Origin of the sequence: Janthinobacterium sp. 13, from assembly GCF_002749695.1 — a bacterium.
In the GTDB taxonomy this organism is placed as follows: Bacteria; Pseudomonadota; Gammaproteobacteria; order Burkholderiales; family Burkholderiaceae_D; genus Janthinobacterium; species Janthinobacterium kumbetense.
In genome coordinates, this window is sequence record NZ_PEEQ01000001.1 from 5060025 (window position 1) to 5074036 (window position 14012).

Consider the following 14012-nt stretch of genomic DNA (forward strand, 5'->3'; position numbering starts at 1 on the left):
GGCGAGAGCAGATCGGACGGAAGCGGAGGTTGTCTGCTTCCCTCATCGAGGTGATTTGATTTTTCTGCAATATGTTGCGCAATATATTGTATGATTGGATTTCACCGAGGGGAGGGAACATCAGAATGCGTTATCACTTATGTCTGCTTCAAGCGCTGTCGGCGCTGTCCATCCTGTGCGCACCGGGCGCCTTTGCCGGGGAGCCTGGCCTTTCGCGCAATGAAAAGAGCGAGATCATCGCCTCCCTCAATAGCACCTTGAATGCAAACTACGCGTTTCCGGACATCGCAAGAAAAATTGCGCCGGTGCTTCAGGAGCATCTGAGCAAGGGCGATTATGACTCGGCGACGACGCAGGCAGAGTTTGCGGGCAAGCTGACGGACGACCTCGTCAAAGTCAGCGGCGACCTGCATTTCTTCGTGGGCGCCGACCCCAAATGGATCGCGGAATTCAAGGCAAAGGCCGACCCGACGCTCAAGGCCAAGATACGCAAAGAAGAATTGAGCAGGCTGGAAGAGACCAATTTCGGTTTCGACGAGGTCGCTCGCCTGAAGGGAAATATCGGCTATCTACGCTTCAGCTATTTTGCCGATCCGGAACTTGCCCATGATACGGCGGCGTCCGTTATGCGCTTCGTCGGCAATACGGACGCCCTCATCATCGATTTGCGCTATAACAATGGCGGACATCTGGAAATGGCGCAGTTTCTGGCGAGCTATTTCTTCTCCAGCGAGAAAGACCAGCTGCTCTTCGACTATTACTATAATGAGGATGGCAGGCGTATCCAGCGCGGGCAATGGGTGCTGCCGGGCTTGCCGAGCAAGCGCATGGTGGACAAGCCCGTGTATATCCTGACCGGCTCGACGTCGTTTTCCTCCGCAGAATGGTTTTCCTATGCGATGAAGAAGCTCGGGCGAGCGACACTGATCGGGGAGCGCACCGCCGGTGGTGCGCATCCGGTGGCGCGCAAGCCGCTCAACGACGATTTTTTCGTGCAAGTGCCGATCGGCCAGATCCAGGATCCCGTGGAGCATGGCGATTTCGAAGGAACCGGCGTGCAACCCGATATCCCAAGCCCGTCCATCCGCGCGCTGCCTCTGGCGCACAAGCTGGCGCTTGAACATCTGGCGAAGACCGATGACGCCAGGCGAACCGAACTTGCCTGGCTGCTCCCCAGCTTGACGGCAGCGATCGAGCGCCCGCATGTCGATGCCGGGCTGTTGACGCAAGCCGCCGGAAAATATGAAGGCCGCCAGATCGTCCTGGACAAGGGCACGCTCTACACTATCTGGCGCGACCGGTTTCGCGTCGCGCTGGAGCCGATTGGTCCCGACCTGTTCGCGGTGGAAGGCGTGTCGGATTTTCGATACCGCTTGAATGTTTCGCGCGGGAAAGTGACGGCGCTGGAACGCGTGAACCAGGACGGCAGCATCCAGAGGTACAAGCGCCTTGACTGAGAAGACACCTCACCCGGCCGCGATCGATGACGCCGTGTTTCTCGGCCGCGCCGTCGAACGGCTGAGCGTCCTGATCGCTGAGCAATCCAAGACCGTCTTCGACACGATGGGGATCGTCATCCCGGTGCGTTCGTGTTCGCTGATGACTGTTCTGGCGACGCTCGGCACGGCCTCCGCCTCGGACCTGGCGCGCGAACTCGGACATTCGCACCAGCTGGTCATGCAAAAGATACCCAAGCTGCTCCGCCTGGGCCTGATACAGCATCGGAACGATGACAATGATGCCCGGCGACGGATATTCATGCCCACTGATGAGGGTTTGTCGCAGCTGGCGAAATTCGGGCAGTGCACGGTGCTGATACGGGCGGCCTACGCCGGCTTGTTTGCCGAGGTGGGGGACGTGAGGCAATTCGTGGATCGGGCCGCCGATGCCCTCCACGCGAAGCCGCTGGACCAACGCATCGATTCCCCGGGCTGACGCAGACGGTGTTCGCTTCAGGCCGCGAGCAGAGCTTTCCGCATGCTTGTCCGGGCGGGGGCCGCTGTAGCAGTCGTTCGACTGATACAGCATGTGCTTGTATGCGTCGCCTTGTGCCTTGTCCCCGGCGTGCCGCGCTTCTAGACTGGGGCCTTCTCCACGCTGCGACTGCCTGCCATGACCGAACTCTTGCCCCTGATGAGCTATTGCTTTGTGATGTCCGCCACGCCCGGGCCGAACAACGTCATGCTGGCCACCACCGGCGCCAATTTCGGCTATCGCGGCGCGCTGCCGGTAATCCTCGGCATCCAGGCCGGCATCTTCGTGCAGACCGTGCTCATGTGCGTGGGGCTGGGCAGCGTGTTCGTCGCGTACCCGATGGCGCAGCAGGTGCTGCGGATCGCGGGCGCGCTGTACCTGATATTCCTGGCCTGGAAGCTGGCCGGCGCCTCGGTGGCGGGAAGCGGCGCGCCGAAGGCCGTGTCGTTTGCGCAGGCGGCGCTGTTTCAGGCGCTGAACCCCAAGAGCTGGCTCAAGGCGGTCACCATGGCGTCCGTCTTCATGCCTGCGCAGGGCAATATGCTGGCCAGCGCGCTGCTGGTGTCCGCGATCGGCACCGTGGTGGGCACGCCGTGCAACGCCATGTGGGCGCTGTTCGGCGTCTCGATCCGCAGCGTGCTGAAAGCGCCCCGCAACCAGCGCATCTTCAATCTGGCGATGGGGGCCGTCCTGCTGGTCCTCGCCGTGCTGTTTTTGCGTTAGACTGCCACCCATGTTCGCCATCGACCGCTCCTCGCCCATCGCCCTGTTCCAGCAGATCGAGGCCGCATTGCGCCAGCAGATCGCGCAACGCGTCCTGCCCGGCGGGACCAGGCTGCCGTCGATCCGCCAGCTCGCCACGCAGCTCGCGGTGAGCACCAACACCGTGGTGGTGGCGTATGACAGGCTGGTGGCCGCAGGCGTCATCGATACCCACGGCACGACGGGCTTCTTCGTCTGCACGCCAGCTGACGCCGGCAGCGCCATTCCCGACGAGGTGGCGCTGGAAGCGGGCCAGGAGCAGGAGCCGGTCTGGCTGAGCCAGCAAGTGAACGACCAGCGGCCGGGCGTGCTGCTGGCCAGCAGCGGCGCCTTGCCGCCCACCTGGCTGCAGGATGCGCTGCCGGTGGCCGCCGTGCAACGCGGCCTGGCGCGCAGCGCGGCCGGCATGGCCTCGCGCTGTCCGCCGCAAGGGCTGGCCGAACTGCGCGAGCAGATCGCGCTGCTGTTGCGCGGCATCGGCGTCGCCGCGGACGCCAGCCACATCCTCACCACGTTCGGCGGCACCCATGCAATCGATCTGATCTGCCGCACGTTTTTGCAGCCCGGCGATACGGTGCTGGTGGAAGACCCCGGATACTTCCTGATGTTCGGCAGGCTGCGCCAGGATGGCGTGCGCCTGGTACCCATCAAGCGCCGCCCCGATGGCCTCGACCTGGACGAACTGGAAGCGGCCTGCCGCGCGCACCGTCCGCGCCTGCTGTTCGTGCAGACGGCCTTGCACAACCCCACCGGGTGGAGCAGCAGCGCCGCCAACCTGCACAAGGTGCTGATCATGGCGCAGCAGCATGGCTTCCTGATCGCCGAAGACGACGTGCACGGCCATTTCCAGCCCGGCCACAGCACGCGGCTGGCATCGCTGTCCGGGCTGGACGGCGTGATCTACTACTCCAGCCTGTGCAAGGCGCTGAGCCCGGCCCTGCGCATGGGCTACCTGGCTGCGGCGCCCGCCCTGCTCAAGCTGCTGATGCGCACCAAGATCCACGCCATCATGACTTTGCCTGCGCTGAACGAATACGTTTTGCTGGAAGTGCTCAAGGCCGGCAACCTGCGCAAGCACCTGGAGCGGCTGCAACGCAAGATCATGGTGGCGCGCAACGCCAGCACGCGGCAATTGAGCGCGGCCGGCGTGCTGTTCGAGCAACCCGGCGACGCCGGCATTTTCCTGTGGGGCAGCATGCCCGAAGGGCTGGACGTGGACTTGCTGGTGCAGGACGCCTACCGCAACAAGATCCTGCTGATGCGCGGCGCCGCGTTCTCGGCCAACGACACGCCCGACCAGCACATCCGCTTCAACGTCGCCTTCAGCCAGCATCCCCGCGTGAGCGCCTACCTTGAAGAGCGCCTGCGCGCGGTGGCTGGCGCACGCTCAAGCCTGGCCCGCGCCAGCGCCGCCGCCAGCCTCGGCGGCAAGTCCTGAGCATGGTCTGCGCCTTTCCTTGTCATTTGTTGATATTCTGGAGGGGTTCTTTTTTCGCCAGCGTGTCAATTTGGTGTGCCGCCACCCGTCGCCGGGACGGCGCACCGGTTGTCCATTCCACTTTCACCAGGGAAACAAGGAAGCGCCATGAACAAACAGATCATCCTCAACCTGCCCGTGAAGGACCTGGAGAAATCCAGGGCCTTCTTTTCCGCCCTCGGTTTTACCTTCAATTCCCGCTTCAGCGGCGAGAACGCGGCCTTCATGAACATCGTCGACGACACCATCCAGGCCATGCTGACGAGCGAAGCCTTCTTCCAGTCCCTGATCGGCAAGCCTGTGGCGAAGGCAAAGGAGGCCAATGAAGTGGTCATTTGCCTCAGTTGCGAAAGCCGGGAAGAGGTGGACAGCCTGATCGCCAGGGCCAAGGCCGCCGGTGGCCGCATACCGCATCCGCCGGAAGACCATGGCTTCATGTACGACCAGGGCTTCGAGGATATCGATGGCCACCTGTGGAACCTGGTCTGGACGGCGCCGGAAGCTTGAAGCAAACGGGCCGTATCAGTTTTTCGTGCGCACCTGGCGCACGTGGTTTTCCAGTTCGCTGAACGAGGGGCGTTCCGTGGCGGAAATGACCTTGCGGCCGAATTCCACGGCCAGCGCCGGCGCGTAGCCGTTCAGGCTGGCCAGCAGGGTCACTTTCACGCACTGGTACATCTTTGCCGTTTCATGGTGCTTGCGGCGCAGCAAGCTGGCCAGCGGCGCGATGAAGCCATAGGCCAGCAGGATGCCGATGAAGGTGCCCACCAGCGCCTGCGCGATCAGCACGCCCAGCTCGGCCGGCGGCAAGCCGACGGAGGCCATCGTGTGCACGACGCCCATCACGGCGGCCACGATGCCGAAGGCGGGCATGGCGTCGGCCAGCTGCGAAATCGTCTGGATCGGCATTTCCGCATCTTCATGGTGCGTCTCGATCTCGTTATCCATCAGGTTTTCGATCTGATAAGCATCCATATTGCCCGACACCATCAGGCGCAGGTAATCGGTAATGAATTCCAGGATGTGCTCGTCACCGAGCGTGTACGGGTATTTCACGAAGATGGGGCTGCGGTACGGGTCGTCGATATCGTCCTCGACCGACATCAAGCCTTCCTTGCGGATCTTGCTGAGGATTTCATACATCAGCCCCATCAGTTCCATATAGCGGGCCTTCGTGTATTGCGAGCCGTGGAACAGGGTGGGGATGGCCGCGAACGTGGCGCGGATGGCCTTGGCGTCGTTGCCGACAAAGAAGGTGCCCAGCGCCGCGCCGCCGATCATCAGCAGTTCCAGCGGCTGGAACAGGGCCGCCAAATGGCCGCCCTGCATGGCGAAGCCGCCGAAGACGGAAAACAGCACGACGAGAAATCCGAGTATGACTAGCAAAACCTACTCCTTCATAATATTGCCATATCGCAATATTGTAGTGTAACCCGATTTGCCTGCGGTAGCCGCGTCCGGCTGCAGCTGCTGGATGAGAAAATTGATAAAAGCGCGCACTTTGGCGGGCAATTGGTGGCGGCTCGGATAATAGGCGTACAGGTCGGCCGGCGCCAGCGCGTAATCGTCCAGCACCACGCGCAGGCGGCCGCTGTCGAGGTAGCGGGCCAGGTCCCATTCCGAGCGCAGCAGGATGCCGTGCCCGTCCAGGGCCCAGCCCAGCACCACGTCGCCATCGTTGCTGGCCACCGTGCCGCGCACCTTCACCGTGTGGGTGGCACGCCCTTTGCTCAAACGCCAGATGCCGTAGGCGTCATCGTTTTGCCGGTGCACGATGCAGCGGTGCTGCGCCAGCTCGTCCGGGGTGCGCGGCGTGCCGTGCGCCTGCAGGTAGGCGGGCGAGGCGCACAGGAAGCGCCGGTTCGACATGATCTTGCGCGCCGACAAACGCGTGTCGGGCAAGTCGCCGAAGCGGATGCCCAGGTCGTACGCCTGCTCGACCAGGTTGATGGGGCTGTCCGTCAATTGCAGCTGCACTTCCAGCTGCGGGTGGCGCAGGGCGAATTGCGACAGCAGGGGCGCGATCACCGTGCGGCCGAAACCCAAGGTGGCATTCACGCGCAGCAGCCCGCGCGGTTCGGCGCTGCCGCTGGCCAGCGACTCTTCCATGGCGCGGATATCGTCGAGGATCTGCCGCGCCTGCTGCAAATAACTTTCGCCATCGCCCGTCAGGCTGATGCGCCGCGTGCTGCGGTTCAGCAGGCGCACGCCCAGGCGCTGCTCCATCAGCTGCAGGCGCTTGCTGACGGCGGGCGGCGTGATGCCCAGTTCGCGCGCCGTGGCCGACAGGCTGCCCAGCTTGGCCAGCAGCACAAAGAAGGCCATTTCCGTGGTGGCGTCGCTTTTCATTATTAACTTCAAGTGAAGAATGGTTTAAATTGCTATCGATTATACGATTACGTATCGCGATTAAGCTGGCGTCACCATTCAAATACAGGAGACCCGCATGAAAATCGTCGAGATCCGCGAAAAGACCATCCCCATCTCTTCCCCCATCCGCAACGCCTACATCGATTTCACCAAGATGACGTTAAGCCTGGTGGCCGTCGTCACGGATGTGATGCGCGACGGCAAGCCCGTCGTTGGCTACGGCTTCAATTCGAATGGCCGCTACGGCCAGGGCATGCTGATGCGCGAGCGCTTCATTCCCCGCATCCTCGACGCCGATCCGGCCAGCCTCGTGACGGCTGACGGCGCCAATCTCGACCCGCACAAGGTATGGGATTGCATGTACACCAATGAAAAGCCGGGCGGCCATGGCGAGCGCTCGGTAGCCATCGGCACCATCGACATGGCCATCTGGGATGCCGTGGCGAAGATCGAGCGCAAGCCCCTGTTCCAGTTGCTGGCCGAGCGCCACGGCACGGGCGTGCCGGACAAAAAAGTGTTCGTGTATGCGGCGGGCGGCTATTACTATCCGGGCCAGAGCCTGTCCGCCCTGCAGGACGAGATGCGCAGCTATGTCGACCGCGGCTACACGGTGGTCAAGAAAAAGATCGGCGGCGCCTCGCTGGACGAGGATTTGCGCCGCATCGACGCCATCATGGACGTGCTGCAGGATGGGCAAAAGCTGTGCGTGGATGCCAACGGCCGTTTCGACCTCGACACCTCGATCGCCTACGCCAAGGCGCTGCGCCAGTACGACCTGTTCTGGTATGAAGAGGCGGGCGACCCGCTCGACTTCGAGCTGCAAGCGACCTTGCGCAGCTATTACGACAAGCCCATGGCGACGGGCGAGAACCTGTTTTCCATGCAGGATGCACGCAACCTGATCCGCTACGGCGGCATGCGCGCCGACCGCGACTGGCTGCAGTTCGACTGCGCCCTCAGCTACGGCCTGGTGGAATACCTGCGCACCCTGGACATGCTGCACCAGCACGGCTGGTCGCGCAGCCGCTGCATCCCGCATGGCGGCCACCAGATGTCCCTGAATATCGCGGCAGGGCTGGGCCTGGGCGGCAATGAATCGTATCCGGACTTATTTCAGCCGTTCGGCGGCTTCCCCGACGGCGTCAGAGTGGAAAACGGCCACATCACCATGCCGGACCTGGTCGGCATCGGCTTCGAGGGCAAGGCGAACCTGTATGCGGAAATGCGCGCGCTGAGCGGGCAATAGGCTCAGGCCGGCGCCTGGCGTTTCACCTGCGCGGCGGGGCTGCTCTTTTCCCAGCGGAACAGCCACATGATGATCAGCTTGGTCGTGGCGCTGACGCAGGCCAGCAGCAGCAGGGGCCAGCCTGTCGATAATCCCATGACGCAGGCAAAGAAGATGGTGCTGGCATCCATGGCGAGGATGAACTGGCTCATTTTCAGGGACACGGCGCCCGTCTTGCCCGAGCGCCAGATCAAGCGGATCTGGTGCGCGTAGCCCTGCGCCAGCAGCACGGTGACGGCGACGAGCAGGCCTTGCGAGATTACGCGCTTTTCATCGCTGAAGGTGGGGCCGAAGGCCAGCCCCGCCATGCCCGCGCCCAGCAGCAGTGCGCAGGCCAGCAGCGCATTGCGCGATGTCAAGCTGCGGCGGTCGCGGTGGATTTCATACAGGATGGCCAGCGCGATCAGCGAGGCGACCAGGCGGGGCCAGACGATGTAGTGGTTGAACGGCGTGATCGAATAGCCGTACACAAAGAACGCGCAATACGCGAGGAAGCTGACGGTGAACTGGTTGATGGACAGGATGTCCGTCGTCTTGCCGGCGCCGATGCCGGCATCGCGCTTGCGCTGCCAGATTTTTTGCAGCTGCGACCACAGCCCGTACAGGCTGACGACGATGAAGAGGGAATTGAGGCTGCCGGCAAGGGCGTACAGGGAAGGGGGCTGCAAGGTATCTCCTGGGAAAGCCAAGGCGCCGCTGCCGTGACAGGCCGCCTTGTCTATACATTTTATTTTGGCAATATGCTCTCATGAAATAAATTAGCAGGCAAGCAATGATTGCGCCGTCGGGGCCTGTTGCCGCGGCACTTGCCTGAACGTACCTGTTCCTGCGCTTGGCCCTATAATTGCGGCATGACTTTCTTATCACATCGTGCCCGCTCCGTGCTGGGCAGTATCGGCAAAATGGCCGTTTCCCTGATTCTCCTGTTGACCGCACTGTGGGGCGCGCTGGCGCTGTGGTACCAGTTGTCCGGCGGCACGGCCGCGCAAGCCATCGGCGCGCTGCTGTGGGGCGGGCTGGGCGTGGCCAGCATCGCGCTGTGGTGGACGCGCGGCGATGCGCGCGTGCTGCTGCCGTATGCGGCCGGTTTTCTCCTGCTGCTCCTGTGGTGGAGCCTCATCACGCCGAAACAGCAGCGCGTGTGGGCCGACGACGTGGCGCGCAACGTCACGGGCACGGTCAAGGGCAGCACCGTTACGCTGGACAATGTGCGCAATTTCGACTGGCGCAGCGACGACGACTACACGGTCAAGTGGGAACAGCGCAGCTACGACCTCGACGAGCTGCGCACGGTGGACACGGCGCTGTCGTACTGGACGGGGCCGTACATCGCGCATACCCTGATTTCGTTCGGCTTTGCGGACGGGCGCTTTTTGACGTTTTCCATCGAAATCCGCAAGGAAAAGGGCGAGAGCTTTTCCGCCATCGGCGGCTTTTTCAAGCATTTCGAGATGAGCCTGATCGCCGCCGACGAGCGCGACATCCTGCGCGTGCGCACGAATGCGCGGGGCGAGGACATGCATCTGTACCGCGTGATGATGCCCAAGGCGGCCATGCGCTCGCTGTTCCTCGCCTACCTGGACGAGGCGCAAGCGCTGAAGAACCAGCCGCAGTTCTACAACACCCTGACGGCCAACTGCACCACCATCGTCTTCGAGATGGTGCGCCGCATCGTGCCGGGCCTGCCGCTCGACTATCGGCTGATGGCTTCGGGCTACCTGGACCGCTACCTGTTCGACGTCAAGGGCCTGGTGCCCGGCCAGACCTTCCAGCAGCTGCGCGATGGCGGCCACGTCACGGCGCGCGCGCGGGCGGCCAACGACGACGCGGACTTTTCGCATGCGATCCGCCGCGGCATGCCGGGCTACGATGAAACGGGCCACCCGAAGCTGCAAATGCCCAGGCAGTAATCAACTTGCAGCACAACGTCCAACCAAACCGTAGCGAGCGGAAGGAAGAGGTGGTCGAGAAGCGGAACTGTACTTTAGTACAGTGAGCATCGCAGGCCGCCTATGCCGACGCGCAGTAGGCTTGGTTGGGCGTTATCTGTCATTGCTTTATACTGTCGCTATCCCGACCGGCCGCACATTGCGGCCGGTCTCACTTCATGACTAAATAATAAGAAGGCCCGCTATGCCATTTTCCTCACTGGGTCTGATTCCCGCCCTGGTCCGCGCCGTCGACAAGGCCGGCTATGCCGCGCCGACGGCCATCCAGGCGGCCGCCATTCCCGCCATCCTGCGCGGCAGCGACGTGCTGGGCGCGGCGCAGACGGGTTCCGGCAAGACGGCCGCCTATGCGCTGCCGCTGCTGCAGGCGCTGATGGCGCCCGTTTCCGGCCCGCGCCAGGTGCGCGCGCTGATCCTCGTGCCCACGCGCGAGCTGGCGGCGCAGGTGGGGCAGACGGTGCACGCGCTGGCCAAGCCGCTGCCGATCAAACTGAAGATTTCCGTGCTGTTCGGCGGCGTGTCGATCAATCCGCAGATGATGGACTTGCGCGGCGGCGCCGATATCGTCGTCGCCACGCCGGGCCGCCTGCTGGACCTGGTGCGCCAGAATGCCGTCAAATTGGGCGGCGTGTCGCTGTTCGTCCTGGATGAAGCCGACCGTTTGCTCGACATGGGTTTTAGCGAAGAAATCAACGCCATCCTGGCGCTGCTGCCCAAGCAGCGGCAAAACCTGTTCTTCTCCGCCACCTTCCCCGACAACGTGCAGGCGCTGGCCGACGGCCTGCTCCGGGAACCCGTGCGCATCGAAGTGGCGTCCGAACCGCAGGACAAGCCCGACATCGTGCAGCGCGCCATCACGGTCGACGTGCCGCGCCGCACGCAGCTGCTGCGCTACCTGATCCTGCAGCAGCAGTGGGAGCGCGTGCTGGTATTCGTCGCCACCAAGTACGCGGCCGAACACGTGGCCGACAAGCTGCAGCGCGCGGGCTTGCACGTGGGCGCCTTCCACGGCGAATTCAGCCAGGGCACGCGCAGCCAGCTGCTGGCCGACTTCAAGGCATGCCGCTTGCAGGTGCTGGTGGCCACCGACGTGGCCGCGCGCGGCATCGACATCGCCGGCTTGCCGGCCGTCGTCAACTATGACTTGCCCCGTTCGGCCGTCGACTACACGCACCGCATCGGCCGCACGGGCCGCGCCGGCGAAAGCGGCACGGCCATCAGTTTCGTGACGGCCGATACGGAAGCGCATTTCCGCCTGATCGAAAACCGCAACGACTTGCGCATCGTGCGCGAAGTGGTGGCCGGTTTCGAGCCGACGGAATTGCCGACGCCCGTGAATCCCGTCACCGATACGGTCAACGGCGGCGTAAAGGGTGCGCGCAAGAGCAAAAAGGACAAATTGCGCGAAGCTGCGGCCCTGGCGGCGAAGGCGGCCGAGGGCAATTAAATCCACCTTATGTGCGCTAGCCGCTTGAACGGCCACGTTTCCCGGACTAAGATTGTGTTTCTATAAAGCAAGGGGACGTGCATGCACAGGATCATGATCAAACGGGCGGCCGCTGCCGCCTGCCTCGCGGCGCTGGCCGCTTGCGCCGGCATGGGCGGCAACCATGGCACGTCCGGCATGCAGATGCCGGGCAAGACGCCGGCCGATGCCGCCGTGGCCGCCACCTGGTACAACCCGCCCAGCGAATTTCCCGGTATTTGCCTGACCCAGTTCAAGGATGGCAGCCTGCGTTTCGACGGCGGTTTCGCCTTCTTCAATCCGGGCCGCTGGGCCTACGATGCGGCCACGTCCGAACTGCGTTTGCAGCTGGCGCCGACCCCATCGCTGGAACTGGCGCACGCGCAAACGGTGCTGCACCAGAACCTGCTGAGAGTCGAGGCGGCCAGGAACACGCTGGTGTACGCCGTGAAAGCCGACACGCAAGCCATCGGCCTGGGCGGCTTTGTGTTTTACCGCGACACGCCGTGTCCGGCACGGCGCGGATAAGTGCCGGATAAGTGCCGGATAAATGCCGGATAAGTGCCATAGAGGAATATTTAGTCGTATAATTTCAAGGCAGGCTGGCTGCCGCGCAAGACTCTCCTGCGCGGCAAATCCCCCCTCCAGGCAAGCTCCGATATCGCCGCGGCGATGAGAGGATGGTCCGATGGATGTGCACGATGAGCATGGTATGCCAGGGACTGTGGCGGCGGACGCCGTGGCGCCGCCGCGCACCTTGCTGCTGGTCGATGACGAGCCGAATATCCTCGCTTCCCTGAAGCGCCTGCTGCGGCGCGACGGCTACCATATTTTGACGGCCGCCAGCGGCCAGGAAGGGCTGGAAGTGCTGGCCAGCCATGCCGTCGACGTCATCGTGTCGGACCAGCGCATGCCCGGCATGCTGGGCGCCGACTTCCTGCGCAAGGCCAAGCTGCTGTGTCCACAGACCATCCGCATCATGCTGTCGGGCTATACCGAATTGCAGGCCGTCACGGACGCCGTCAACGAAGGCGCCATCTTCAAGTTTCTTACCAAGCCCTGGGAAGACCATCAGCTGCGCGAGCATATCGCCGAAGCGTTTCGCCTGAAGGGCATCGACGACGACAATGTGCGCCTGAATGCGCAGTTGCGCGACGTCAACCAGGCGCTGGCCGCGGCCAATGCCGCCATGCAGGCGCTGGTGTGCCAGCAGCAGCACCAGATCAGCCGCGATGAAGTCAGCCTGGGCATTGCGCGCGAAGTGCTGCAATTCCTGCCGCTGCCCGTGATCGGGCTCGACGAGGACGGCATGATCGCCTTCATCAACGGGGCGGCCGCCAGCCTGTTCGAACGGGGCGCGGCCTTGCTGGGCAACGAGGCGGCGATCGTCCTGCCGCAGCTGTTCGACGGGCAGGCCACGCCTCGCCTGGCCGCCATCGATGGCCAGCCGTATGTCGTGGCCGTCCATCCGATGGGCCTGCATTCGCGCTCGCGCGGCAGCCTGGTCACCCTGAGTCGTCATGGAGCGGGTACATGAGTATAAGCGTGAGTACAAGCGTGAGTGCAAGCGGCCGCGAGATTTCCATGGAGCAGGCGCAGGAAGGCATGGTGCTGGCGCAAGCCTTGAACGACGCCAGCGGCGCCGTGCTGCTGGCCCAGGGCGCCACCTTGACGGCGGCGAACTTGACGGCCTTGCGCAGGCGCAATGTGGAGCGCTGCCACGTCGTCATGGACGAGGAGCCGGACCCCGCCGCGCAGGCGCATGCCGAGCAGGAACGGGCGCGCCGCCTGGAGCGGCTGGCCGTGCTGTTCCGCGCCACGCCGCCCGATTCCGCGGGTGCGGAACTGCTGGCGCTGCTGCAGCGCTACCGGCAAGGGGGCGCGGCATGACACGCCTCAGTTTTGAACACATCATCCGCCAGATCCAGGAACTGCCCTCGCTGCCCGTGGTGGTGCTGGAACTGCTGTCGAGTATGGACCAGGACGACACGGACGTGCATGTGCTGGCGCAAAAGATCGAACTGGACCAGGCCCTGGCCGCAAAGACCTTGCGCATCGCCAACTCCTCGTTCTACGGCATGCAATCGAAGGTCACCAGCATTCCGCAAGCCGTTTCCGTGCTGGGCTTTCACAGCATCCGCACCGTTGTCACGGCCTGCGCCCTGACGGGCAGCTTCGCGCCCGTCAGCGGCGGCTTCGATTTCCAGGCGTTCTGGCGCCACTCGCTGGCCACGGCCATCGCCGCGCGCCTGCTGGCGCCGCACTTGCGCGTCAATCCCGAAACGGCGTTCACGGCGGGACTGCTGCACGACCTGGGCACCCTGGTGCTGGTGACGCGCTTCCCGGCCGAGCACGCGCTCGTGCGCAGCCACCGCCAGGCGCAGGATTGCCAGATGGCCGAGGCGGAACTGGCCGTCATCGGCATCGATCACGCGCAGGTGGGCAGCGCCCTGGCCGCCTACTGGAAGTTTCCCGCCGCGATACAACAGGCGGTGGCCGACCACCACGCCATCGACCGCCTGGACGCGGGCGGCTTGCCGCTGGCCGTGCACCTGGCCAATGCCGTCGCCCTGGCGCTCGACCTGGCCGGCGTCGACGATGCGCTCGTGCCGCCCCTGTCGCCCACGGGCTGGCGCAGCGTCGCCCTGGACGAGCCGGCCTGGCTGGCGCTGCTGCGGCAAACGGAACACACCTTCGATGAAATGTCGCGGATCATGCTGGCATGAACAG

The 14012-nt window shown here is 63.9% G+C and carries 15 protein-coding genes; 12 read left to right on the forward strand and 3 right to left on the reverse strand.

The window, feature by feature from the left end:
- The first annotated feature begins 125 nt into the window (after positions 1–125).
- The 5 genes from CLU94_RS22295 (at position 126) to CLU94_RS22315 (ending at position 4720) form a co-directional block, all read left to right on the forward strand.
- The gene (locus tag CLU94_RS22295; RefSeq protein WP_180278732.1) at positions 126–1457 is read left to right on the forward strand and encodes a S41 family peptidase; all 1332 of its coding nucleotides are present in this window, start codon (positions 126–128) and stop codon (positions 1455–1457) included.
- Positions 1450–1935, forward strand: coding sequence for a MarR family winged helix-turn-helix transcriptional regulator (locus tag CLU94_RS22300; protein WP_099667223.1), 486 nt, complete (start codon positions 1450–1452; stop codon positions 1933–1935). Before CLU94_RS22295 ends, CLU94_RS22300 begins: the two co-directional genes overlap by 8 nt.
- A gap of 177 nt (positions 1936–2112) precedes the next feature.
- Positions 2113–2697, forward strand: coding sequence for a LysE family translocator (locus CLU94_RS22305; protein ID WP_099667224.1), 585 nt, complete (start codon positions 2113–2115; stop codon positions 2695–2697).
- 10 nt (positions 2698–2707) lie between these two features.
- Positions 2708–4174 (forward strand): aminotransferase-like domain-containing protein, encoded by a 1467-nt coding sequence (locus CLU94_RS22310; protein ID WP_099667225.1) that lies wholly within the window; start codon positions 2708–2710, stop codon positions 4172–4174.
- Positions 4175–4321: 147 nt separating this feature from the next.
- Positions 4322–4720 (forward strand): VOC family protein, encoded by a 399-nt coding sequence (locus tag CLU94_RS22315; RefSeq protein WP_099667226.1) that lies wholly within the window; start codon positions 4322–4324, stop codon positions 4718–4720.
- Positions 4721–4735: 15 nt separating this feature from the next.
- Here CLU94_RS22315 and motA read toward each other — a convergent pair whose 3' ends face one another.
- Both motA and CLU94_RS22325 read right to left on the reverse strand, forming a co-directional pair.
- Entirely contained in the window at positions 4736–5599 is an 864-nt protein-coding gene (gene motA, locus CLU94_RS22320) for a flagellar motor stator protein MotA (RefSeq protein WP_077406831.1), read from the reverse strand.
- A 3-nt stretch (positions 5600–5602) separates the two neighbouring features.
- Positions 5603–6562 (reverse strand): LysR family transcriptional regulator, encoded by a 960-nt coding sequence (locus tag CLU94_RS22325; protein ID WP_099667227.1) that lies wholly within the window; start codon positions 6560–6562, stop codon positions 5603–5605.
- A 97-nt stretch (positions 6563–6659) separates the two neighbouring features.
- Here CLU94_RS22325 and CLU94_RS22330 point away from each other — a divergent pair, with 97 nt between their 5' ends.
- Positions 6660–7829, forward strand: coding sequence for a mandelate racemase/muconate lactonizing enzyme family protein (locus tag CLU94_RS22330; protein WP_099667228.1), 1170 nt, complete (start codon positions 6660–6662; stop codon positions 7827–7829).
- A gap of 2 nt (positions 7830–7831) precedes the next feature.
- On the opposite strand, the gene CLU94_RS22335 is transcribed toward CLU94_RS22330, so the two are convergent.
- Positions 7832–8536: a hypothetical protein gene (locus CLU94_RS22335; RefSeq protein WP_180278733.1), complete on the reverse strand. Its 705-nt coding sequence runs from the start codon at positions 8534–8536 to the stop codon at positions 7832–7834.
- A 183-nt stretch (positions 8537–8719) separates the two neighbouring features.
- Between CLU94_RS22335 and CLU94_RS22340 the strand changes: the two genes are divergently transcribed.
- The 6 genes from CLU94_RS22340 (at position 8720) to CLU94_RS22365 (ending at position 14008) form a co-directional block, all read left to right on the forward strand.
- Complete coding sequence (locus tag CLU94_RS22340; RefSeq protein ID WP_180278734.1) at positions 8720–9778, forward strand: Lnb N-terminal periplasmic domain-containing protein; 1059 nt, start codon at positions 8720–8722, stop codon at positions 9776–9778.
- 223 nt (positions 9779–10001) lie between these two features.
- Positions 10002–11264 carry a DEAD/DEAH box helicase gene (locus CLU94_RS22345; protein ID WP_099667230.1) on the forward strand — a complete coding sequence of 421 codons (1263 nt, stop codon included), beginning with the start codon at positions 10002–10004 and terminating at the stop codon, positions 11262–11264.
- A gap of 81 nt (positions 11265–11345) precedes the next feature.
- Positions 11346–11810: a hypothetical protein gene (locus CLU94_RS22350; RefSeq protein ID WP_143451503.1), complete on the forward strand. Its 465-nt coding sequence runs from the start codon at positions 11346–11348 to the stop codon at positions 11808–11810.
- Between the two features lie 184 nt (positions 11811–11994).
- Positions 11995–12819 (forward strand): response regulator, encoded by an 825-nt coding sequence (locus tag CLU94_RS22355; RefSeq protein WP_257218938.1) that lies wholly within the window; start codon positions 11995–11997, stop codon positions 12817–12819.
- An 8-nt stretch (positions 12820–12827) separates the two neighbouring features.
- A complete protein-coding gene (locus tag CLU94_RS22360; RefSeq protein WP_143451504.1) occupies positions 12828–13172 on the forward strand; it encodes a hypothetical protein in 345 nt (114 codons plus the stop codon).
- Complete coding sequence (locus CLU94_RS22365; protein WP_099667234.1) at positions 13169–14008, forward strand: HDOD domain-containing protein; 840 nt, start codon at positions 13169–13171, stop codon at positions 14006–14008. Before CLU94_RS22360 ends, CLU94_RS22365 begins: the two co-directional genes overlap by 4 nt.
- Positions 14009–14012: the final 4 nt, after the last annotated feature.

Coding starts and splice junctions, on each gene's coding strand:
- CLU94_RS22305 (WP_099667224.1), top strand. CDS start 2,113: ATGACCGAACTCTTGCCCCTGATGAGCTATTGCTTTGTGATGTCCGCC.
- CLU94_RS22340 (WP_180278734.1), top strand. CDS start 8,720: ATGACTTTCTTATCACATCGTGCCCGCTCCGTGCTGGGCAGTATCGGC.
- CLU94_RS22315 (WP_099667226.1), top strand. CDS start 4,322: ATGAACAAACAGATCATCCTCAACCTGCCCGTGAAGGACCTGGAGAAA.
- CLU94_RS22330 (WP_099667228.1), top strand. CDS start 6,660: ATGAAAATCGTCGAGATCCGCGAAAAGACCATCCCCATCTCTTCCCCC.
- CLU94_RS22345 (WP_099667230.1), top strand. CDS start 10,002: ATGCCATTTTCCTCACTGGGTCTGATTCCCGCCCTGGTCCGCGCCGTC.
- CLU94_RS22355 (WP_257218938.1), top strand. CDS start 11,995: ATGCCAGGGACTGTGGCGGCGGACGCCGTGGCGCCGCCGCGCACCTTG.
- CLU94_RS22365 (WP_099667234.1), top strand. CDS start 13,169: ATGACACGCCTCAGTTTTGAACACATCATCCGCCAGATCCAGGAACTG.
- CLU94_RS22350 (WP_143451503.1), top strand. CDS start 11,346: ATGCACAGGATCATGATCAAACGGGCGGCCGCTGCCGCCTGCCTCGCG.
- CLU94_RS22325 (WP_099667227.1), bottom strand. CDS start 6,562: ATGAAAAGCGACGCCACCACGGAAATGGCCTTCTTTGTGCTGCTGGCC.
- CLU94_RS22295 (WP_180278732.1), top strand. CDS start 126: ATGCGTTATCACTTATGTCTGCTTCAAGCGCTGTCGGCGCTGTCCATC.
- CLU94_RS22310 (WP_099667225.1), top strand. CDS start 2,708: ATGTTCGCCATCGACCGCTCCTCGCCCATCGCCCTGTTCCAGCAGATC.